We start from the raw sequence: 20,086 nt of genomic DNA, 5'->3' as shown, positions 1-20,086 counted from the left end.
GTCCGTCCGGCGTGGCTTTCGCGTTTCGACGCTTGATTAACGCAGCGGCCAATGTTGACTACACCGGTCAGGAATTGATAGTGCAGCCTTGCTAAATCAAGACCATCGAGATCAAGAGGGATGACGTCCATGAAATATGCTCTTTCCGCCCTTGCCGGTGCCACAGCACTTGCAATCAGCCTGATCACCGGCCCGGCGATGGCCCAGGACGGCGGCATCGTCGTCTACAATGCCCAGCATGAGAGCCTGACTAATGCCTGGGTGGAAGGTTTCACCAAGGAAACCGGTATCAAGGTCACCGTTCGCCACGGCGGCGACAGCGATTTCTCTAACCAGATCGTCGCCGAAGGCGCCGCCTCACCTGCGGACGTGTTCCTGACCGAGAATTCGCCGGCTATGGCCCTGGTCGAGGCATCAGGCCTGTTCGCGCCGATCGATGCCGACACGCTGGCGCAGATTCCGCAGGAGTATCAGCCGGCCAGCGGCAAGTGGGTGGGCGTCGCCGCGCGCAGCACCGTCTTTGTTTACGACAAGACCAAGCTGACCGCCGAGCAGTTGCCCAAGTCGCTGCTTGATCTCGCCGATCCAAGCTGGAAGGGACGCTGGGCCGCTTCGCCCTCCGGCGCCGATTTCCAGGCGATCGTCAGCGCACTTTTGCAGCTCAAGGGTGAGGCCGCAACGGCCGACTGGCTGAAGGCGATGAAGGAGAACTTCACCGCCTACAAGGGTAACAGCACGGTGATGAAGGCGGTCAATGCCGGCGAGGTCGAAGGCGGCGTGATCTATCACTATTACTACTACGGCGACCAGGCCAAGACCGGTGAAAACAGCAAGAACATCGGGCTCCACTATTTCAAGAACCAGGATCCGGGCGCGTTCGTCTCGGTTTCCGGCGGTGGCGTGCTGGCCTCCAGCAAGCACCCGAAGGAAGCCCAGGCATTCCTGAAATGGGTGACCGGCAAGGGTGGTCAGGAGGTGCTGAAGACCGGCAATTCCTTCGAATACGCGGTCGGCAAGGGCGCGGAGTCCAATCCGGCGCTGGTGCCGCTAGCCGATCTCCAGGCGCCGAAGGTCGACGCGACGACGCTGAACTCCAAGAAGGTGACCGATCTGATGACGGCAGCCGGCTTGCTTTAGTCGGCGTTCGTCCTAAAAGGGCAACCGACTGCGCTCCTGCGGGACTTCGCTTTCCGCAGGAGCGCTCTGTTTTTCGAGATGGCATTCGTCCATGACGACAGACTGCGTTTTTGGCCGCGTTTGCGACCCTTCGATCGTTTCCGCCACCGGGCGGCAGCGGCGCGGCGTCTGAGCTGATGCAGTCTGCGGCCGATCTTGCACGTTCAGGCTCGCCGACCGGCATGGTGGCTGGGAAATGGACGCGCCGGCGGCCCGTATCCTGGATTTCGCTCGCCGCCATCCTGGTCTCACTTTTCTCCCTGCTGCCGCTCGCCTTTATCATCTGGATTGCCGTGCAGACCGGCTGGGAAACCGTATCGGCATTGGTCTTCCGGCCACGCGTCGGCGAGCTCCTGGTCAACACCCTTCTTTTGGTGGTGCTGGCCGTGCCGATCTGCATCGTGCTCTCGGTGGCGCTGGCCTGGCTGACCGAACGCAGCGATCTCCCCGGGGCCCGCCTGTGGGCCTGGCTGTCGGTGGCGCCGCTCGCCATCCCCGCCTTCGTCCACTCCTATGCCTGGATCACCCTGGTCCCGGGACTGCACGGCCTGTGGGCCGGCGTCCTGGTTTCCGTCGTCGCCTATTTCCCGTTCCTCTATCTGCCGGTGGCGGCAGCTTTGCGCCGGCTCGATCCTGCCCTCGAAGATGCTGCGGCAGCCGTCGGCCTCGGGCCGTGGCGGGTGTTCCGGCGGGTGGTCTTGCCGCAGCTCAGGCTCGCCATCTGCGGCGGCTCGCTGCTGGTCGGCCTGCATCTCCTGGCCGAATACGGCCTCTACGTGTTCATCCGCTTCGACACCTTCACCACGGCAATCGTCGACCAGTTCCAGTCGACCTTCAATGGACCGGCCGCCAACATGCTGGCGGCGGTGCTGGTGACATGCTGTTTCGTGCTGCTCGGGATCGAAGTGCTCGTGCGCGGCGAGGAGCGCTATGCCCGCGTCGGCTCGGGCGCAGCGCGTCCCCTGCAACGCACAAGGCTCGGCCGCGCCACGATCCCGTGCCTGCTGCTGCCGGTCGTCACCGCACTGCTGGCGCTTGGCGTACCGTTCGTCACCATCGGCCGCTGGCTTGTGGCCGGCGGTGCCGATGTCTGGCGCCTCCACGAGATCGGCCTGGCGCTCGGCCAGACCCTGTTCCTGGCGCTCGCCGGCGCCCTGCTCGCTACCGTCGCCGCCATGCCGATGGCCTGGATCTCGATCCGCGCGCCCGGACCGCTGCAGCGTCTTCTGGAAGGCTGCAACTACATCGTTGGATCGCTGCCCGGCGTCGTCGTGGCGCTGGCGCTGGTCACCATCACGGTGCGCATCGCTTTGCCGCTCTACCAGACCCTGTTCACGATCCTCGTTGCCTATGCGCTGATGTTCCTGCCGCGCGCCCTGATCAGCCTGCGGGCATCGATCGCCCAGGCGCCGGTCGAGCTCGAACGCGCCGCCGCAAGTCTCGGCCGATCACCGCTCAAGGCGCTATGGTCGACGACGATCCGCCTGTCGGCGCCGGGTGCCGCGGCGGGCATGGCGCTGGTGGCGCTCGGCATCATGAACGAATTGACCGCCACGCAGATGCTGGCGCCCAACGGCACCCGCACGCTGGCGATGGCGTTCTGGGCCCACAGCGGCGAGATCGACTATGCATCCGCCGCACCCTACGCTCTCATCATGGTGGCGATGTCGCTGCCCCTGACCTGGCTGCTCTATGTCCAGTCGAAGCGGATGGCCGGACGATGAGCTTCCTCGAACTCACCAATGTGCACAAGCACTACGGCCCGGTGGCCGCACTGGCCGGCGTCGATCTCAGCGTGGCCAGTGGCAGCCGCACGGCGATCGTCGGGCCGTCCGGCTGCGGCAAGACGACCTTGCTGCGGCTGATCGCCGGCTTCGAGCCGCCGGACCAGGGCCGCATCGTGCTCGACGGCGAGGTACTGGCCAATGGCGGCGCCGCCGTGCCCGCATATCGGCGGAGCATTGGCGTGGTGGCGCAGGACGGCGCCCTGTTCCCGCATCTGACCATCGCCGCCAATATCGGTTTCGGCATGGGACGCCACGAGGACAAGCGCACCGAGCGCATCGTCGAGCTCGCCTATATCGTCGGGCTCGACAAGGCGATCCTGAAGCGTCGGCCGCACGAGCTCTCCGGCGGCCAGCAGCAGCGTGTGGCGCTAGCCCGCGCCATGGCCATGAAGCCTCGGCTGATGCTGCTCGACGAGCCGTTCTCGGCGCTCGACACGGGTCTGCGCGCCTCGATGCGCAAGGCTGTGGCCGAGCTTCTGGAGGCCGCCGGCATCACCACGATCCTGGTCACGCACGACCAGGCCGAGGCGCTGTCCTTTGCCAGCCAGGTCGCGGTGATGCGCGACGGCAAGTTCTCGCAAATCGGCACGCCGCGCGAGCTCTATCTCAAGCCGAAAGACAGGATGGTTGCCGAATTCCTCGGCGATGCCATCATCCTGCCGGCCAAGATATCAGATGGCTTCGCCAGCTCGCCGCTCGGCCGCATCGCCGTCGACAGCACCGAGCGGCGCGATATCGTCCGCATCATGCTGCGGCCGGAACAGGTGCTGCTGAAACGGACGTCGCGTGAAGGCATGTCGGGCACGCCGGACATGCTGTTCGGCGAGGTGACCGAGTCCGAATTCGCCGGCTCGATGTGCACCATCGCGGTGCGGCTCTTGAACAGCCCCGATCCGCCGGACGCCGCCGCAATCGGCAACACGCCGTTGATCCTGCGCAAGCCCGGCATGGACACGCCTGCCGTTGGCGAGATCGTCCTGCTGACTGTTTCCGGCAAGGCGCATGTGTTCGCCTGAATGGGCGCCCGGCCCGCGCCCTAGCGCTATCCGGCAGCAAACTCCGACGGTTCTGGCCGAACAGCGGCGGCATCGTCTCCCTCCCTTTGCTTGCCGGCACTCGGAGCGGGCGGCAACGAGCTTGCTGGCGATTGCAATCAGTGTGCGGGGACCGGCACGGAAGCCCTGAAGGTATCGATACGGCTTCCGGTCTCCGACGAGAAGAAGTGCATCTCATCAGGCGAAAACATGAGCCCGACCGCCGTTCCGGGTGCCGGATGGACGGCTTCCGATGTCACCGCGCAAAAGGATGCCCCGCCCAGGGGCGCCTAGTCCGACTTGGCGAGTGCCGTCTCGACCAGCCGCTTGGCGTCGGGGCTCGACCATTCGGCCGGGCCGTTCATATGGGCGATCAGGCAGCCTTCGCCGTCGATCAGCATGGTCACCGGCAGGCCGAGAGCCAGGCCGCGCGTCTTGAGATCGTTGAACAGCGCCATTGTCGAATCGCGGTAGTAGCCGAGCGCCTTGACGCCGGTTTCCTCGAGGAACTTTTTCGGCTTGGTGTCGTCGCCGGCATCGACGTTGACCGCAACGACTTCGAAGGCGTCGCTGCCCATTTCCTTCTGCAGCGCGTCGAGCGCCGGCATTTCGGCGCGGCAGGGCGCGCACCATGTCGCCCACAGATTGAGCAGCACCGTCTTGCCGGCATGGTCGGCGAGCGTCATCGGCTTGCCCCCGGGGTCGTTGAAGGCAAGGCTTTTCAGCGATTGCGGCGGATCGGCCGGCAAAAGTGCGGCTACCTGCCCGGTGGCAGCAGCCGCGACCGTCTTGGCGCGGTCGGCCTTAGCAGTGCAGGCGACATCGTCCTTGCTGTCGCCAACGGCAACTTGAGCGGGCGCGTTGTTGCCAGAACCGCTCTCGCTGACATATACCGCGACCGCGCCGGCCAGCACGCCCGCCACCAAAGCGGCGAGGATGAGGCGCGGGGCCGGGAAAAATTTATTGCCGTCTGCCATTTTCTAAAAACTGCTCCGGAGCACGGGTTATAGCGATGAGCGACAAGAAGGCCAGTAACCAGATGTGGGGCGGACGTTTTGCCTCGGGTCCGGCCGCGATCATGGAAGCGATCAATGCGTCGATCTCGTTCGACCGCAAACTCTACGCGCAGGACATCAGAGGCTCGATCGCCCATAGCGAGATGCTGGCGCAAACGGGCATTATTTCGGCGGCCGATCAAGAAAAAATCGCTCACGGGCTGAACACGATCCTAGCAGAGATCGAGGCGGGAAAGTTCGAGTTCTCGACCAGGCTGGAAGACATCCACATGAATGTCGAGGCTCGCCTTGCCGAGCTGATCGGCGCGGCTGCCGGCCGCCTGCACACCGCTCGCTCTCGCAACGACCAGGTGGCGGTCGATCTCAGGCTATGGGTCAAGGACGAGTGCTTTCGCGTCGCCGAGGCGCTGAAGGGCCTGATCACGGCGTTCCTGGAACGGGCCGAGGAGCATGCGGCAACGGTGATGCCGGGCTTCACCCATATGCAGGCGGCGCAGCCGGTGACCTTCGGCCACCATTGCATGGCCTATGTCGAGATGTTTTCGCGCGACCTGTCGCGTGTTCGCGACGCCATCGAGCGGATGGACGAAAGCCCGCTCGGTGCTGCCGCCCTTGCCGGCACCAGCTTTCCGATCGACCGGCACCAAACGGCCAAGGCGCTCGGCTTCCGCGAGCCGATGCGCAATTCCCTGGACAGCGTTTCGGACCGCGATTTCGCGCTGGAATTCTTAGGGCTGGCGGCAATCTGCGCGACGCATCTGTCGCGGCTGGCCGAAGAGATCATCATCTGGTCGACGCCGCAATTCGGCTTCGTCAGGCTGTCGGACTCATTCTCCACCGGCTCCTCGATCATGCCGCAGAAGAAGAACCCCGACGCCGCCGAGTTGGTGCGCGGCAAGACCGGCCGCGTCACCGGCCATCTGGTCGGCCTGCTGACTGTCATGAAGGGCATGCCGCTGACCTACGGCAAGGACATGCAGGAGGACAAGGAATCCGTGTTCGACGCCGCCGAGACGCTCGACCTGATGCTGGCGGCAATGACCGGCATGGTGCGCGACATGACGGTGAACGCTGCCACCATGAAAAAGGCGGCGGGTGCCGGCTATTCGACCGCGACCGACCTTGCCGACTGGCTGGTGCGCACGCTCGGCCTGCCGTTCCGCGAGGCGCACCATGTCACCGGCCGCGCGGTGGCGCTGGCCGAAGAGAAGAAGATCGGGCTCGACAGGCTGCCGCTGGAAGACTTGCAGTCCATTCACCCAGGCATCACCGCGGACGTGTTTTCGGTGCTTGCCGTGCAGAATTCGGTGAAGAGCCGCACGAGCTTCGGCGGCACCGCGCCGTCGGAAGTGAGGAAGCAGATTCGGTACTGGAAAAAGCGCATCGCCAAGGCGTGATGCCGGGGTGCAATGCCGGCAAAACTCAGCTAAAAGCGGCGGGCAAAAGTTTCGGACGGATGGCACGAATGACCGCAAGCAGGATTTTGGTGACGCTGACGCTGCTGGCGGCGCTGGCGACCGTAACGGCCTGTGGCAGGAAGTCCGGGCTCGACACGCCCTATGAGGCGGCCGTGCAGGCTCGCAAGGACGCCGAAAAGGCCAAGCAGCCCGTGCCGCCCGAGCCGGAAAAACCGGTCGAGGACAAGAAGTTCATCCTCGACCCGCTGCTCTAGAGCCGATGAGATCGGCCGATCTCATCGTGCTCCAACTTCCGGAACCACTCTTGTGAACCATTTCGACTACCGCGACGGCGTGCTGCATGCCGAGGACGTGGCGATACCAGATATCGCTGCAAGCGTCGGCACGCCGTTCTATTGCTATTCGACGGCGACGCTGACCAGGCATTTCCGCGTGTTTGCGCAGGCCTTTGCCGGGCTCGACGCGCTGGTCTGCTATGCCATGAAAGCGAATTCCAACCAAGCGGTGCTAAAGATCCTGGCAAAGCTCGGCGCCGGCGCCGACGTGGTCTCGGAAGGCGAACTGCGCCGCGCGCTAGCCGCCGGCATTCCGGCCAACAAGATCCTGTTTTCGGGCGTCGGCAAGACCGCACGCGAAATGGATTTTGCGCTCTCGGCCGGCATTCTGTGTTTCAATGTCGAATCCGAGCCGGAGCTTGAATTGCTGTCGGCCCGCGCCACGGCACTGGGCAAGGTGGCGTCGGTCTCGCTGCGCATCAACCCGGATGTGGATGCCAAGACCCACAAGAAGATCTCCACCGGCAAGGCCGAGAACAAGTTTGGCATCCCCTGGCAGAAGGCGCGCCAGGTCTATGCCCGCGCAGCTGAACTGCCTGGCATCAAGGTCACCGGCATCGACACCCATATCGGCAGCCAGATCACCGAATTGCAGCCCTTCGACGATGCCTTCGCGCTGCTGGTGGAGCTGGTCGGCGTGCTGCGCGCCAACGGGCACACCATCGAGCATATCGATCTCGGCGGCGGCCTCGGCATTCCCTACCGCGTCGATAACAGCCCGCCTCCCTTGCCAGACGCTTACGCCCAGATCGTCAAGAAGCACGTCACGAAGCTGGGATTGAAGGTGATGTTCGAGCCGGGCCGGCTGATATCAGGCAATGCCGGCATCCTTGTCTCGCAAGTGATCTTCGTGAAAGAGGGCGACGCCAAGAATTTCCTGGTTGTCGACGCCGCGATGAACGATCTGATCCGGCCGACGCTTTACGACGCCTTCCATGACATCAAGCCGGTGGTGCAGCAGCCGCCTGCGGCACCGCGCATGACGGTCGACGTCGTCGGCCCGGTCTGCGAGACCGGCGATTATCTCGGCCTCGACCGCGATCTGCCCCGGCTGAAGGCCGGCGACCTGATCGCCATCGCCACCGCCGGCGCCTATGGCGCGGTGCAGGCCGGCACCTACAACACCAGGCCGCTGGTGCCCGAAGTCCTGGTCGACGGCGACCGTTTCCATGTCGTGCGCCCGCGCCAGACCTATGACGAGCTGATCGGGCTGGATTCGCTGCCAGATTGGCTGGAATAGATCATGATCCCGAACCGAAGGTCCGCGTCTGCGAAAAGTGGGAACCGGTTTTCGGAAACGATCATGGTCAAACAAAAATAGAGCGCCGGCAGCGCTACAGCCGGTGCTGAATCAACGCCCTGGTCTCGGCAATCCTGCCCTCGTCGCGGCGATAGAATGTCCACTGCTTGATGCGTTTGCTGCTGAGAAGGCCCGCCTGGGTCAGCACCCGCATATGCTCGCTGAGCGTCGCTTGGGTGATCCCAAGCTTTTCGGCGATCAGCAGCGCGCAGACGCCGTCCTCGACCAGGTCGCCATCCGCTTGGCGTGGAAAATGCGCGCGCGGGTCCTTCAGCCAATCGAGGATTTGCAGCCTGCGCTCGTTGGCGATCGCCTTGAAGAGATCGACCTCTTGCATTTAGCCATTTTGCTAAGTTACTAAGTGATGTCAACCCTTGGGAGCAGGCCATGCTGAACGGCAATATGATCACACGCGAACGCATCGCCGCAATGGAACCGCGCATCCGGCCATTCGTGCGCCACACGCCGGTGCTGCGTGTCGACATGGCCGATTTCGGCCGTCCGCCTCTTAGCCTCGACCTGAAGCTCGAATGTCTGCAGCATTCCGGCTCGTTCAAGGCTCGCGGCGCGTTCACCAATCTTCTCGAGCGGCCGGTTCCCAAGGCTGGCGTCGTCGCCGCATCGGGCGGCAATCATGGTGCCGCGGTCGCCTATGCCGCCATGCGGCTCGGCCACAAGGCGACCATCTTCGTTCCCGAAGTGAGCCCGCCGGCCAAGCTGGAACGCATCCGCGGCTACGGCGCCGAGTTGGTGGTCGGCGGCGCGCGCTATGCCGAAGCGCTGGCCGCCAGTGAAGACTTTGCCGAAAGGTCCGGCGCGCTGCAGATCCACGCCTTCAACCAGGAGGAAACGCTGGTCGGTCAAGGCACGCTTGGCCTCGAGATCGAGGCCGACCTGCCCGAGCTCGACACGCTGCTGGTCGCCGTCGGTGGCGGCGGCCTGATCGGCGGCATTGCCGCCTGGTTTGCCGGCCGCATCAGGATCATCGCGGTCGAGCCCGAAGGTGCGCCGACGCTTTATCGCGCCTTCGAGGCCGGCCGGCCCGTCGACGCGCCGGCGGAAGGCATCGCTGCCGACTCGCTGGCGCCCAAGCGCGTCGGCGAAATGATGTTTCCAATCGCCGAGGCTTTCGTCGAGCGTTCCATACTGGTCAGCGACGACGAGATCATCGCCGCGCAGGCGGCGCTTTGGGACCGGGTGCGAATCATCTCCGAGCCGGGCGGCGCTGCGGCTTTCGCGGCGGTCCTGTCCGGCCGCTACGCGCCGGCTGCAGGCGAGCGTGTCGCCGTGCTCGTCTGCGGTGCAAACGCCAATCCGGCTAAATTCTGACGATAACAGGGGCAGTCCTGTTCACGTTTTAGGGAACTGCCTCGCCTTCGCCGTGTTTCTTGGTATGTTTGGAGCGACGAGCATCTAAGACTTTGAGTCCTTCGCATCCGATTTTCGGGCCGGTGCGATAGATTTGTGAGGTTCGGGTTATCCCGCCCGAATCAGGAAGGGCCGATGACGCAACGACCCACCTCCACCAGTGATCGCAGCCTGGCCGGGCGCCTTGCTCTGAGCCGGCTGGCGACGCGGATCTCGATGACGGTCGAGCGTGGCTGGCCGTTGCTGCTTCCGCTGGTCATCGTCGCCAGCCTGTTCCTCAGCATCTCGTGGCTCGGCCTCTTCCATCTGCTGCCCGATATGGCGCGCATCGGTCTCGTGGCGGCGTTCGGCATCGCAGCCCTTGCCGCACTCTATCCCCTGCGTTTCTTCCGGGTGCCGACCAGCGCCGAGATCGATCGGCGCATCGAGGCGGCCAACCAGTTGCTGCACAGCCCGGTGCTGGTGCAGACCGACCGGCCGAGCGGCAGGGAAAGCATTTTTTCGCAAGCGCTGTGGCGCGAGCACCAGAAACGCATGGCCGAAAAACTCGGCGACCTCGGTGGCGACCTGCCACGCACCCGGGTCCCGGAGCGCGACCCGTGGGGGCTGCGCGCCGTGGCGGCGCTTTTGTTGGTCACCGCCTTTGCCTTCTCCTTCGGACCGTCGGGCGGCCGCATAGCAGACGGGTTCAGTGCCCACGCGGCGCGCGACACTGTCCCGCCGCGCATCGACGCCTGGGTGACGCCGCCGGCCTACACCGGCAGGCCGCCGGTCTTCCTCACCTCCCCAGCCCTCGCCAACCCAGCCCTCGCCAATAATGGCAATCAGGCTGCGTCCACCTTCACCGTTCCGGAAGGCAGCGACGTGTCGCTGCGCGTCACCGGCGGGTCGGGCGAGGAAACGCTGAGCTACGCCGACGCCGACGGCAATGCCCGCACCATCGAGCCGACCGGGCAGCAGGCCGACAAGGCCAAGCCGGCGGCGGCAACGCCCTCCACGGTGCGCCAGTTCACAGGAAAGCTGACGGCCAACGGCACGCTGACGCTGAGCTCGGGCAATGACGAACTCGGCAACTGGGCCTTCGCGGTGATCCCGGACAAGCCGCCGCAGATCCGCTTCGTCGGCGAGCCCAAACGCGCCGTCAATGGCTCCTTCGAGCTCAACTACCAGATCGACGACGACTATGGCGCGGCCTCCGCCAAGGCGGATTTCGTATTGGCCGACCCGCCGGCGCCGAATGCGCATCCGCTCTATGGCCCGCCCGAAATGCCGCTGTCGCTGCCGCGCCGCGGCGCCAAGGGGAATGCCGCCAAGACCACGAAGGACCTGACCGAGCATGTCTGGGCCGGCGGCAACATCAACCTCACGCTTGTCGCCACCGACGATGCCGGACATACGGCAACCAGCGAAACCAAGACGCTGGTGATGCCGGAGCGGCCTTTCTCCAATCCGCTTGCGAGGGCCGTGATCGAGCAGCGCCGCGTGCTGGCGCTCGACGCCAACGCCAAGAGCCGCGTGCTCGACCTGATGGACGCGATCACGCTCAGGCCCGAAGACACGTTCGACAACATGGCACACTACCTCGCCATCATGAGCGCCCGCACGCGGTTGAAGATGGCCGACAGCGACGATCAGTTGCGCGACGAGGTCGCCTATCTCTGGGAGATCGCGCTCGGCATCGAGGAAGGCAATCTTTCGGAGGCCGAGAGGCGGCTGCGCCAGGCGCAGCAGGCGCTGCAGGACGCCATCAAGAACGGCGCCAGCGACGAGGAAATCGACAAGGCGATGAAGGAACTGCGCGAGGCGATGAACCAGTTCCTGCAGGAATTCGCCCAGCGTGCGCAGCAGAATCCGAACGCGCCGCAGATGCAGCAGAACGGCCAGGAACTGCGCCAGAGCGACATCGAACGCATGATGGACCAGATCGAGAATCTGGCGAAGTCCGGCGACCGCGACAGCGCGCAGCAATTGCTTTCGCAACTGCAGGACATGATGAACAATCTGCAGGCCGGACGTCAGCAGCAAGGCGGCCAGCAGAACAGCGAGATGCGCCAGCAGATGGACAAGCTCGGCGAGATCATGCGGCGCCAGCAGGAGATGATGAACGAGACCTTCCGCATGGACCAGATGCAGCGCGGCCAGCAACAGCGCGGGCAGAACCGCGACGAACAGCTCGGCGAGAACGGCGAGCAGGGCCAAATGGGCGAACAGGGCGAGCCCGGCCCAGGTGAAGACCGCGATCCGCTCGGCCGGCCGAAGCCGATGACGCCGGAGGAATTCGCAGACGCGCTGAAGCAGTTGCAGGAAGGTCAGGGCAAGCTGCAGGGCGACCTCGACCAGCTGAGGAAAGGTCTTGAGGGTATGGGGCTCGAGCCCAATGAAGGATTTGGCGACGCCGGCAAATCCATGGGCAGTGCCGAACAGGCGCTTGGCGACAGCGATGGCGACCAGGCCGTCGGCCACCAGGGCCGCGCGCTGGAAGCGCTGCGCAAGGGCGCCAAGGACATGATGAAGCAACTGCAGGCCATGCAGGGCGACGAGGGCGAAGGCGAGCGGGGCGGCCGCCAGCAGAACGCCGACCGCGATCCGCTCGGCCGGCCACGCTCCACCGAGGGGCCTGATGATGGAAGTTCGGTGAGAGTGCCGGACGAGATCGACGTGCAGCGCGCGCGCCAGATCCTCGAAGCGATCCGCAAGCGGCTCGGCAACGCGCTCAGCCCCGACATCGAGCGCAGCTACCTGGAGCGGCTGCTGGAGCTGAAGTAAACCTCTTCTATCGCCTCAAGCATCGAACCATTGAGACTACCATGGTGAAACTCGGCGCCGTCACTCCGATCCTGCGCATCTTCGACATCGCCAAGGCGCATGAATTCTATGTCGGCTTCCTCGGTTTCGAAGTGCAGTTCGAGCACCGCTTCGACGACAACGCTCCCCTCTATATGGGAATTTCGCGCGATGGTTGCGTGCTGCATCTGAGCGAACATCACGGCGACGGCGCGCCGGGCGCTCATATCCGCGTCGAAGCGGGCGACACCGCGGCGCTGCACCGCGAACTGATAGCGAAGAAGTACCGTTTTGCCAGGCCGGGAGTGGAAGAGACACCTTGGCAGACAAGGGAGGTCACCGTCGGCGATCCGTTCGGCAATCGGCTGACCTTCTACGAAAACGTCGCATAGCGGCTGCCAGGCTTTAGCGATTGGTGAACGCCTCGCGGATCGCCTCTTGCATGCCGTCGATCGCCTCGCCGGAAGCATTCGGATTGCGCCGCAAAACCACGTTCGAGGAATCGATGTCGCCGAACCCGTCGGCGGCCGTAAGTTCGCGGCAGCCGGCAGGGATGTTGCTGCGCGAGATCGGCGCAATCGCCAGCCCGGACGTGACGGCGAGCCGTAGTCCGCCATTGGTATCGCTGGTATAGGCGACACGATAGGCTAGACCGCGCTGTTCCAGCGACTTTATCGCGAAATCCTTGCACCAGCCGGCACGGTTGTAGAGCGCGATCGGCACCGGCCGCTCCTCATGCATGTGGTGAAGCTCCGACGTCACCCATACGGTCGGATCATGCATCAGCACCTCGCCGCCGAAGAGATCCTGCCACTCGAACACCACCGCCAGATCGAGCTCGCCGGCCGCGAGCGCCGCGATCTGCGCGCCGGAATGCGCGTAGCGGACGGTGACTTCGACCTGAGGATGGCGCTTGGCAAAGGCGCCGAGCGCGCGCGACAGGATGGCGTGGCCATATTCCTCCGGGATGCCGATGCGCACCGGCCCACCAAGCGGCGCCGCGACCATCGATGCCGCCGTCTCGTCGAGCAGCGATATGATCCGGCGGGCGTTGACGATGAGTTCGCCGCCGCGGCGGGTCAGCGCCACACCACGCGAGCCGCGCTCGAACAGGCTGTCGCCGACCACACCTTCGAGCCTCTTCATCTGCATCGAAACCGCCGACTGGGTACGGCCGGCCTGCTCCGCTGCCTTGGTGAAATTGCCGGTATCGGCAACCGCGACGAAGGTGCGCAGCAGATCGCTGTCGAGCGTGGACTTCATTTGTTCGCCATAAGAAAATCTGATTGCTGGCATCATTCCAATTCGTTTGCAACATGTCAAACGTCGGATGATAGTTGCTTCACCCATTGGATATGCGGCTGCGAAATCGGCCGCGGACCAATACAGAGTCCTCACTCGTACCCGCTGCCCGAAACGGTGGCGGGTTCTTTTTGCCCAAACCGCAGGCCCGGCTTTCGGGCCGCACATGCAAGGAGCCCGTTGAACGACATGCAGAACCGGATCGTTCTCGGCATGGCAAGTCTTTGCCTCGGCGTTCTGGTGTTCTCGCTCCAGGATCCGCTGATCAAGGCCGTATCGGGCACATACCCGGTGACCGAAGTGATGGCGATCCGCTCGATCGTCGCCCTGCCCATTCTTCTCGTGCTCGTTCATGTCGATGTCGGGCTCAGCGCGATCTTTTCGAAGCGTTTTCGCATGCTGACGATGCGCGCCTTGATCCTGTTCACCTCCTACACGGTCTACTACCTGGCAATCGCCGCCCTGCCGCTTGCCGACGCGGTGGCGCTCTATTTCATGGCACCGCTGTTCATCATGGCGCTTGCCGGCCCTTATCTCGGCGAACGGGTGGCATGGCAGACGCTGGTCACCGTCATGGTCGGGATGCTGGGCGTGCTGGTGATGCTGCGGCCCGGCGCCGGGCTGTTCGACTGGGCGGCGCTGCTGTCGCTGGCCTCAGCGGTGCTGTACGGCTTTTCGCAGCTGATGGCCCGCAAGATCGGCGACACCGAATCGTCCACGGTCATGGCGTTCTATCAGAATGGCGTCTACCTCTTGGGCGCTGCACTGGTCGCCGGGCTGTTCTGGCTGGCAGGAATAGCTCACGCCACGCATCCAAGCCTCGAATTCCTGGTCAGGCCATGGATCTGGCCGACGACAATCGATTTCCTCAAGATGGCGACCTGCGGCTTCGTCGCCTCGGCCGGGATGATCCTGTTGTCGCAGGCCTACAGGCTGGCGCCCGCCAACAGCGTAGCCACCTTCGAATACACCGGCATCATCTGGTCGCCGCTGTGGGGCTTCCTATTCTTTGCCGAAGTGCCGCGATCGACCACCGTCATCGGCGCGGCCCTCATCATCGGCGCCGGTCTGTTCGCGCTCAACGCCAGTCGGCGCCGGAGCAGCGGTCCGGCAATCGCGGCGACCTGCGATCCGGCCTGACCACTGTCAGGCCTTAGGCTCTAGGCAAAGCAGGCGAGCGCCTGTTCGACACGCGCGCGGATTTCGGCCAGCGTGAACGGCTTCTGCACGACGTCAAGAATGACGCCGTTCAATTCCTCGGCGCGCTCGCGCTGGTCGGCATAGCCGGTCATCAGCAATATCTTCATCGCCGGGAAAAGCGACGCCGCCGCCTTGGCCATCGCGATGCCGTCCATCTCCGGCATGCGGATATCGGAGACGACAAGGTCGTAGCCGCCACGCGCTGCGCGGATCAGGGCAAGCCCTTGCGCGCCGTCGGCGGCGATGTCGATCATATGCCCGGCGCGTTCGAGCGCACGAGCGGCGAGAGTGCGGACGGATTCATCGTCCTCGACGATCAGGAGCTTTGCCATGGCGGAATGTTTGGCGGGGAAAAGTTGACTTTTCCTGAACCGCAAACAGCATCGAAGAAAAATCTAGGCGTCGCCCTTGACGATGCCGACGAAGGGCAGCTCGCGAAAGGCGTGGGCGACATCCATGCCGTAGCCGACGACGAAATAGTCGGGGCAGTCGAAACCGACATAGTCGGCGTTGAGCGCGGTCTGGCGGCGCATGCGCTTGTCGAGCAGCACGGCGATAGCGCAGCTTTTGGCGCCGCGCGACAACATCAGGTCGCGGGTGAAGGACAGCGTCTTGCCGGATTCGAGGATGTCGTCGATCAACAGCACGTCGCGGCCGGCGACCTCATTGTCGATGTCGCGCAGCACCCTCACCTCGCCGCTGGTTGTGCCGGCGCCGTAGCTGGAGATGAAGATAAACTCGACCTCGGGCGACAGGCCGACATCGTGCATGGCGCGGATGAGATCGGCGGCAAAGATGAACGATCCTTTCAGCACCGAAATCACCAGGAGGTCGTGATAGTCGTGCCCAGCGATCTCCTTGGCCAGTTCCAGATTGCGGCGGGCAATAGCCGACGCCGAAAACAGAACCTCGATATCCTTGCCGCGCACGACTGGCATTGGCCGCCCTTCTAGAAATGATCGCCCTAATTGGCGAAGGTGACCGAAACGGTCTTGACCCCGTTTCTAGGCACGTCGAGCCGGCTGGAAAAGCCAAATCTTTCGCCGGGCGCCAGCGAACGGTTGAATGTGCCCAGCGTATAGCGGGTTGTGCGCCTGTCATTGCCGGTGACCCGGATCTCCAACGGCGGCAATGGCGACGGGCTGGCGCCGTCATTTGCGGCCTCGCCACCGACGAACAGGACAGGTTCCGGCCCGGACGCATCGATACGCGACGTGACGCCTGAAATAGTGAGGGCAGTGCCTGTTTCCTGGGCCGCGAGAAGAAGCGGCGCCTGGCGCATAAGCGCGTGCCCGCCCGATATCCAGAAGGCTGCAAACGCGGCACTGAGGCCGGCGATCCAGAAGATCGGTCCACCGCGCGATATCCGCAACCGTCCCGTCGCGGCTTCGGGCTTGCGCAGCATCTCCATGCCTTCGATCGACGGCGTGGCCACCACACGCGAAAGCGGTGGTGAAGGGTCCATGCTGCCGGTAAAGCGCGGCAGCACCTCGTAGTCGGCGTCGACGATGTCATCGGCTGGATCACGCACGATGCGTTCCGGCGCGGCGGCCGTGTCGGCCATGATTTCGCCGGAAACCGGGCGCGCGGTTCGATCCTCAGCCATCACGGCCCCAGCACTACGGCACTTGTTCGCTCTTCGTTTCTTTTGCGTAAACGGAAATGGTTAACGCTTCCCCACCGGAACCCTTGTGACGCGCCCAAAAAACCTCAGAATTAACCGCCGGTTAACCATGCCGGCCGATGGTCTTTTCTCAGAGAAGGCTGGCTCGTCGCCGCCGCAAGTTTCAGGTCGTCGAACGTGATCCGCTTCGAAAATGTCGGCCTCCGTTATGGCATGGGTCCGGAAATCCTCCGCGACATTTCCTTGCACATACCGGAGCGCTCCTTCCAGTTCCTGAGCGGCCCTTCGGGCGCCGGCAAGACGACGCTGCTGCGGCTTTTGTTCATGTCGCTCAAGCCGACGCGCGGGCTGATCACCATCTTCGGCAAGGACCGCTCACGTATCTCGCGCACGGAGTTGCCGCATCTGAGGCGGCGAATCGGCGTGGTGTTCCAGGACTTTCGCCTTCTCGACCACATGACGACCTATGAAAACGTGGCCTTGCCGCTGCGCGTGCGCGGACGCGAGGAGGCGAGCTACCGCACCGACGTGACCGAACTCTTGAAGTGGGTCGGCCTTGGCGAGCGCATGCATGTGCTGCCGCCGGTGCTGTCCGGCGGCGAGAAGCAGCGCGCCGCAATCGCCAGGGCGCTGATCGAGCAGCCCGAGATCCTGCTTGCCGACGAGCCGACCGGCAATGTCGACCCGCCGCTGGCGCGGCGCCTGTTGCGGCTGTTCATCGAACTCAACCGGCTGGGCACCGCAGTGGTGATTGCAACCCACGACCTCGGCCTGATGGAACAGGTCGATGCACGGCGCATGATCCTGGCCGGCGGAAGGCTGGATATCTATGACTAACCTTTCCGTTGAACACGCCGAAGACCAACACGCCGAGAGGGCGGGGACGACGCAGCGCGTTCAGCGCAAGATGGCGCCGATCGTGCCGGCACAGAACATCGCCGGCCGGGCGCTGGTCCTGGTCATCGCCATCATGACGTTCCTCTCCTGTCTGACCTTCGGCGCGGTGACGCTGGTGCGTGATACCGCCTCGGTCTGGGAGAACCAGATCTCACGCGAGGCGACGATCCAGATCAAGCCGATAGACGGCCTCGACATGGAGGCAGCGCTTGCCCAGGCCTCGCAGATCGCCGGCGAATTTCCTGGCGTCAAGAGCGCCAGGATCGTCGACCGCGACGCCACGGCGCGGCTACTGGAGCCATGGCTCGGCTCGGGTCTCAATATCGACGACTTGCCGGTGCCGCGTCTGATCATCGTCACCATAGACGAGAGCAACCCGCCCGATTTCGCCGCAATGCGCGCCGCGATCACGCCGAAACTGCCTAGTGCCTCGCTTGACGACCATCGCACCTGGGTCGACCGGCTGGTGGCCATGGCCCGCACCACGGTGACCATCGGCATCGCCGTGCTGGCGCTGATGCTGTCGGCAACCGTGCTGACCGTGGTGTTTGCGACGCGCGGCGCAATGGCCGGCAACGGCCACATCATCGAGGTGCTGCATTTCGTCGGCGCCGAAGCGCGCTTCATCGCGCGCGAATTCCGCCACCACTTTCTTGTTACCGGCATGAAGGGCGCAGCCGCCGGGGGTGCGGCGGCGGTGCTCGTCTTCATCGTCTTCTCATGGTGGTCATCGCGCAACATGGCAACACCGCAGGCCGATCAGGCAACCGCACTGTTCGGCAATTTCGCCATCGGTTCGGCAGGCTATTTCGGCGTCGTCCTCATGGTGCTGGTCATCGGTGCGCTGACGGCGGCAACCTCCCATGTCACCGTCGTCACCTATCTCAGCGACATCGATGTCCGCCAACCCGACGCGGGGTGATCACGGATAGAGAATTAGCGTAACGTAATGTGTGCTTTTTCACCTACTAAACGCCGCATTTCGGGGTTAACGATAAGATGATGGACGCGCGCGACTCGAGCGGAATGGCTGGACAGTTGCCCTTGGTGATTACGCGCTCCCGCGAGCGCGCCAAGCCCAGCCGATTGGCGGGCGCGTTGCGCATCTCCGCTTTCTTTCTGCTCGTGCTGGCAACGCTGTTTGCCGGCGGCTTCGGCTGGTTCGCCAACACCGTCAGCCGTCTCGCGACGCCTACCAATCCGGCAAAAGCCGATGCCATTATCGTGCTGACCGGCGGCCATTCGCGTCTCGACGCCGCCATGGGTCTGCTTGCGTCCGGCAAGGGCGAGCGGCTGCTGATCAGCGGCGTGCATCCTTCCGCCAGCCGCCGCCAGCTTCAGGTCGCGACCCGTGGCGACAAGAAACTCTTTTCCTGCTGCGTCGACATCGACCGCGCCGCGCTCGACACGATCGGCAATGCCGAGGAAAGCGCCAAATGGGTTGAGGACCACGCCTATGGCACCGTGATCCTCGTCACCAACAACTATCACATGCCGCGCAGCCTGCTGGAAATGGGCCGGCTGCTGCACAAGGCCAAGCTCGAACCCTATCCGGTGGTCAACAGCAATCTTGGCAATGGCGGCTGGCTGACCAAGCCCAGGGCGCTGCGCGTGCTGTTCACCGAATACAACAAATATCTGCTGGCGCTGGCGCGGGGCATCGTGCCGGTGAAGCCAACGCCAACCGGCATCGCGCTGGCCGAGGCTGCTGAGCCGATCTGAAACCGGCAGCGGTATCATTCCTTGGCGCTAGAGGCTCCGCGCAGGCGCGCGATCTCCTGTTCGAGACGTTCGATACGATTGTCCCGTTCGGCCAGCGCCGCCGCCACATCGGCCGCTTCGAAACGCTGTGGGATGTGCTGCGGGCAATTGGAATCCCAGGCCGAAACCGTGAACAGTATGATTTGCTCGGGGCGCGCCTTGTAGCCTTCCGGCATCAGCTTCGCCATCAGGTCGGCGTCGTCCTCGACGACGCGCGCACTGCCCCAGATCTTGATGCGCTGCCGGTGTGCATAGTCGATCAGGAACAGAAAAGCGCGGGGGTTGTCGTCCAGATTGCCCTGGGTGATGAATTGCCTGTTGCCGGAGAAATCCGTGAACCCGATCGTCCGCTCGTCGAGCACCTTGAGGAAGCCGGCCGGCCCGCCGCGATGCTGGATGTAGGGCTGGCCGTCACCATTGGCCGTCGACAGGAAGATGCTGGTCTGCGCCTCGATAAAGGCGGCGAGATCGGGCGTGATATCAGCTTGCCAGCCGCCGCGCTCCTCGACGCGGGCATAGGCATCGCGTGAGCCTTTGCGGGCCTGGATCGCCTTGACGGTTGGCGTAAAGGCGACATCGCTGGTGAAGACGTGAGCATTCATGGAAAAGCCTCCTTCAAAGGCCGAGCTCCGACAGAGAGGGATGATCGTCCGGCCGGCGGCCAAGCGGCCAATGATATTTGCGGTCGGCCTCGTGGATCGGCAGGTCGTTGATGCTGGCGATGCGCAAGCGCATCAATCCATGTTCATCGAACTCCCAGTTCTCATTGCCGTAGCTGCGAAACCACGAGCCGCTGTCGTCGTGCCATTCATAAGCGAAACGCACGGCGATACGATTGTCGCGGAACGCCCAGACCTCCTTGATGAGCCGGTAGTCGCGTTCGCGATCCCATTTGCGTGTGAGGAAGGTCTGGATGGCGTCGCGCCCTTGCAGGAATTCGGCCCGATTGCGCCAGCGGCTGTCGATTGTGTACGCAAGCGCGACCCGTGTCGGATCACGGGAGTTCCACGCATCCTCCGCCATGCGTGCCTTCTGTGCGGCAGTCTCGGCGGTGAATGGCGGGAGCGGCGGGGGGGGTTTTGAC

Annotated in this window: 21 protein-coding genes; 13 read left to right on the top strand and 8 right to left on the bottom strand. The window is 64.1% G+C overall.

Annotated features, from left to right (window positions below; all coding sequences use genetic code 11):
* Nucleotides 1–129: 129 nt before the first annotated feature.
* The 3 genes from EOC94_RS03240 to EOC94_RS03230 all read left to right on the top strand — a co-directional run bounded on the left by EOC94_RS03240 (nt 130) and on the right by EOC94_RS03230 (nt 3,979).
* Nucleotides 130–1,137 (top strand): iron ABC transporter substrate-binding protein, encoded by a 1,008-nt coding sequence (locus tag EOC94_RS03240; RefSeq protein ID WP_127204699.1) that lies wholly within the window; start codon nt 130–132, stop codon nt 1,135–1,137.
* Nucleotides 1,138–1,313: 176 nt separating this feature from the next.
* The gene (locus tag EOC94_RS03235; protein ID WP_185928138.1) at nt 1,314–2,900 is read left to right on the top strand and encodes an iron ABC transporter permease; all 1,587 of its coding nucleotides are present in this window, start codon (nt 1,314–1,316) and stop codon (nt 2,898–2,900) included.
* Nucleotides 2,897–3,979, top strand: coding sequence for an ABC transporter ATP-binding protein (locus EOC94_RS03230; protein WP_127288553.1), 1,083 nt, complete (start codon nt 2,897–2,899; stop codon nt 3,977–3,979). Before EOC94_RS03235 ends, EOC94_RS03230 begins: the two co-directional genes overlap by 4 nt.
* A gap of 308 nt (nt 3,980–4,287) precedes the next feature.
* Here the strand turns inward: EOC94_RS03230 and EOC94_RS03220 are convergent, their stop codons facing one another.
* A complete protein-coding gene (locus EOC94_RS03220) occupies nt 4,288–4,974 on the bottom strand; it encodes a TlpA disulfide reductase family protein (protein ID WP_127288552.1) in 687 nt (228 codons plus the stop codon).
* 35 nt (nt 4,975–5,009) lie between these two features.
* On the opposite strand from EOC94_RS03220, the gene argH reads away from it, so the two are divergent.
* From argH to lysA, 3 genes are all read left to right on the top strand, one after another.
* Nucleotides 5,010–6,410, top strand: a complete 1,401-nt coding sequence (gene argH, locus EOC94_RS03215) for an argininosuccinate lyase (RefSeq protein WP_127288551.1) — start codon at nt 5,010–5,012, stop codon at nt 6,408–6,410.
* 68 nt (nt 6,411–6,478) lie between these two features.
* Entirely contained in the window at nt 6,479–6,685 is a 207-nt protein-coding gene (locus tag EOC94_RS03210; protein WP_095485974.1) for a lipoprotein, read from the top strand.
* A 52-nt stretch (nt 6,686–6,737) separates the two neighbouring features.
* The gene (lysA, locus tag EOC94_RS03205) at nt 6,738–8,006 is read left to right on the top strand and encodes a diaminopimelate decarboxylase (RefSeq protein WP_127288550.1); all 1,269 of its coding nucleotides are present in this window, start codon (nt 6,738–6,740) and stop codon (nt 8,004–8,006) included.
* Between the two features lie 94 nt (nt 8,007–8,100).
* Here lysA and EOC94_RS03200 read toward each other — a convergent pair whose 3' ends face one another.
* A complete protein-coding gene (locus tag EOC94_RS03200) occupies nt 8,101–8,403 on the bottom strand; it encodes a metalloregulator ArsR/SmtB family transcription factor (RefSeq protein WP_127288549.1) in 303 nt (100 codons plus the stop codon).
* A 50-nt stretch (nt 8,404–8,453) separates the two neighbouring features.
* Here EOC94_RS03200 and EOC94_RS03195 point away from each other — a divergent pair, with 50 nt between their 5' ends.
* The 3 genes from EOC94_RS03195 (at nt 8,454) to EOC94_RS03185 (ending at nt 12,610) form a co-directional block, all read left to right on the top strand.
* Nucleotides 8,454–9,395: a threonine/serine dehydratase gene (locus EOC94_RS03195; protein WP_127288548.1), complete on the top strand. Its 942-nt coding sequence runs from the start codon at nt 8,454–8,456 to the stop codon at nt 9,393–9,395.
* A 174-nt stretch (nt 9,396–9,569) separates the two neighbouring features.
* Complete coding sequence (locus tag EOC94_RS03190; RefSeq protein WP_095485970.1) at nt 9,570–12,200, top strand: TIGR02302 family protein; 2,631 nt, start codon at nt 9,570–9,572, stop codon at nt 12,198–12,200.
* Between the two features lie 41 nt (nt 12,201–12,241).
* Complete coding sequence (locus EOC94_RS03185; RefSeq protein WP_127288547.1) at nt 12,242–12,610, top strand: glyoxalase superfamily protein; 369 nt, start codon at nt 12,242–12,244, stop codon at nt 12,608–12,610.
* Between the two features lie 13 nt (nt 12,611–12,623).
* Here EOC94_RS03185 and EOC94_RS03180 read toward each other — a convergent pair whose 3' ends face one another.
* Complete coding sequence (locus EOC94_RS03180) at nt 12,624–13,481, bottom strand: LysR substrate-binding domain-containing protein (protein ID WP_095485968.1); 858 nt, start codon at nt 13,479–13,481, stop codon at nt 12,624–12,626.
* Nucleotides 13,482–13,709: 228 nt separating this feature from the next.
* Here EOC94_RS03180 and EOC94_RS03175 point away from each other — a divergent pair, with 228 nt between their 5' ends.
* Nucleotides 13,710–14,660: a DMT family transporter gene (locus EOC94_RS03175; protein ID WP_127288546.1), complete on the top strand. Its 951-nt coding sequence runs from the start codon at nt 13,710–13,712 to the stop codon at nt 14,658–14,660.
* A 20-nt stretch (nt 14,661–14,680) separates the two neighbouring features.
* Here the strand turns inward: EOC94_RS03175 and EOC94_RS03170 are convergent, their stop codons facing one another.
* From EOC94_RS03170 to EOC94_RS03160, 3 genes are all read right to left on the bottom strand, one after another.
* Entirely contained in the window at nt 14,681–15,052 is a 372-nt protein-coding gene (locus EOC94_RS03170) for a response regulator (RefSeq protein WP_126104742.1), read from the bottom strand.
* A gap of 63 nt (nt 15,053–15,115) precedes the next feature.
* Entirely contained in the window at nt 15,116–15,658 is a 543-nt protein-coding gene (hpt, locus tag EOC94_RS03165; protein ID WP_126104741.1) for a hypoxanthine phosphoribosyltransferase, read from the bottom strand.
* Between the two features lie 26 nt (nt 15,659–15,684).
* Nucleotides 15,685–16,329, bottom strand: a complete 645-nt coding sequence (locus tag EOC94_RS03160) for a hypothetical protein (protein ID WP_127288545.1) — start codon at nt 16,327–16,329, stop codon at nt 15,685–15,687.
* A gap of 192 nt (nt 16,330–16,521) precedes the next feature.
* Between EOC94_RS03160 and ftsE the strand changes: the two genes are divergently transcribed.
* The 3 genes from ftsE to EOC94_RS03145 all read left to right on the top strand — a co-directional run bounded on the left by ftsE (nt 16,522) and on the right by EOC94_RS03145 (nt 18,963).
* A complete protein-coding gene (gene ftsE / locus EOC94_RS03155) occupies nt 16,522–17,181 on the top strand; it encodes a cell division ATP-binding protein FtsE (RefSeq protein ID WP_010911739.1) in 660 nt (219 codons plus the stop codon).
* A complete protein-coding gene (locus EOC94_RS03150; protein WP_127288544.1) occupies nt 17,174–18,163 on the top strand; it encodes an ABC transporter permease in 990 nt (329 codons plus the stop codon). The genes ftsE and EOC94_RS03150 overlap by 8 nt, the downstream gene beginning before the upstream one ends.
* A gap of 77 nt (nt 18,164–18,240) precedes the next feature.
* Nucleotides 18,241–18,963 (top strand): YdcF family protein, encoded by a 723-nt coding sequence (locus tag EOC94_RS03145; RefSeq protein WP_127288543.1) that lies wholly within the window; start codon nt 18,241–18,243, stop codon nt 18,961–18,963.
* A 14-nt stretch (nt 18,964–18,977) separates the two neighbouring features.
* On the opposite strand, the gene EOC94_RS03140 is transcribed toward EOC94_RS03145, so the two are convergent.
* Entirely contained in the window at nt 18,978–19,604 is a 627-nt protein-coding gene (locus EOC94_RS03140; protein ID WP_127288542.1) for a pyridoxamine 5'-phosphate oxidase family protein, read from the bottom strand.
* Between the two features lie 13 nt (nt 19,605–19,617).
* Nucleotides 19,618–20,086: nuclear transport factor 2 family protein (locus EOC94_RS03135; RefSeq protein WP_245465475.1), on the bottom strand; the 469-nt coding region annotated here is incomplete at its 5' end.

Source organism: Mesorhizobium sp. M6A.T.Ce.TU.016.01.1.1 (assembly GCF_003997065.1).
Classification (GTDB): Bacteria; Pseudomonadota; Alphaproteobacteria; order Rhizobiales; family Rhizobiaceae; genus Mesorhizobium; species Mesorhizobium mediterraneum.
The sequence above is the reverse complement of the archived record's forward strand: the minus strand, read 5'-3'. Positions and strand labels throughout refer to the sequence as shown.

What these genes read in the sequence shown, in the direction of transcription:
- EOC94_RS03240 (WP_127204699.1), top strand. Translation starts at nt 130, where the DNA reads ATGAAATATGCTCTTTCCGCCCTTGCCGGTGCCACAGCACTTGCAATC.
- EOC94_RS03235 (WP_185928138.1), top strand. Translation starts at nt 1,314, where the DNA reads ATGCAGTCTGCGGCCGATCTTGCACGTTCAGGCTCGCCGACCGGCATG.
- EOC94_RS03230 (WP_127288553.1), top strand. Translation starts at nt 2,897, where the DNA reads ATGAGCTTCCTCGAACTCACCAATGTGCACAAGCACTACGGCCCGGTG.
- EOC94_RS03220 (WP_127288552.1), bottom strand. Translation starts at nt 4,974, where the DNA reads ATGGCAGACGGCAATAAATTTTTCCCGGCCCCGCGCCTCATCCTCGCC.
- argH (WP_127288551.1), top strand. Translation starts at nt 5,010, where the DNA reads ATGAGCGACAAGAAGGCCAGTAACCAGATGTGGGGCGGACGTTTTGCC.
- EOC94_RS03210 (WP_095485974.1), top strand. Translation starts at nt 6,479, where the DNA reads ATGACCGCAAGCAGGATTTTGGTGACGCTGACGCTGCTGGCGGCGCTG.
- EOC94_RS03200 (WP_127288549.1), bottom strand. Translation starts at nt 8,403, where the DNA reads ATGCAAGAGGTCGATCTCTTCAAGGCGATCGCCAACGAGCGCAGGCTG.
- EOC94_RS03195 (WP_127288548.1), top strand. Translation starts at nt 8,454, where the DNA reads ATGCTGAACGGCAATATGATCACACGCGAACGCATCGCCGCAATGGAA.
- EOC94_RS03190 (WP_095485970.1), top strand. Translation starts at nt 9,570, where the DNA reads ATGACGCAACGACCCACCTCCACCAGTGATCGCAGCCTGGCCGGGCGC.
- EOC94_RS03185 (WP_127288547.1), top strand. Translation starts at nt 12,242, where the DNA reads ATGGTGAAACTCGGCGCCGTCACTCCGATCCTGCGCATCTTCGACATC.
- EOC94_RS03180 (WP_095485968.1), bottom strand. Translation starts at nt 13,481, where the DNA reads ATGAAGTCCACGCTCGACAGCGATCTGCTGCGCACCTTCGTCGCGGTT.
- EOC94_RS03175 (WP_127288546.1), top strand. Translation starts at nt 13,710, where the DNA reads ATGCAGAACCGGATCGTTCTCGGCATGGCAAGTCTTTGCCTCGGCGTT.
- EOC94_RS03170 (WP_126104742.1), bottom strand. Translation starts at nt 15,052, where the DNA reads ATGGCAAAGCTCCTGATCGTCGAGGACGATGAATCCGTCCGCACTCTC.
- hpt (WP_126104741.1), bottom strand. Translation starts at nt 15,658, where the DNA reads ATGCCAGTCGTGCGCGGCAAGGATATCGAGGTTCTGTTTTCGGCGTCG.
- EOC94_RS03150 (WP_127288544.1), top strand. Translation starts at nt 17,174, where the DNA reads ATGACTAACCTTTCCGTTGAACACGCCGAAGACCAACACGCCGAGAGG.
- EOC94_RS03145 (WP_127288543.1), top strand. Translation starts at nt 18,241, where the DNA reads ATGATGGACGCGCGCGACTCGAGCGGAATGGCTGGACAGTTGCCCTTG.
- EOC94_RS03140 (WP_127288542.1), bottom strand. Translation starts at nt 19,604, where the DNA reads ATGAATGCTCACGTCTTCACCAGCGATGTCGCCTTTACGCCAACCGTC.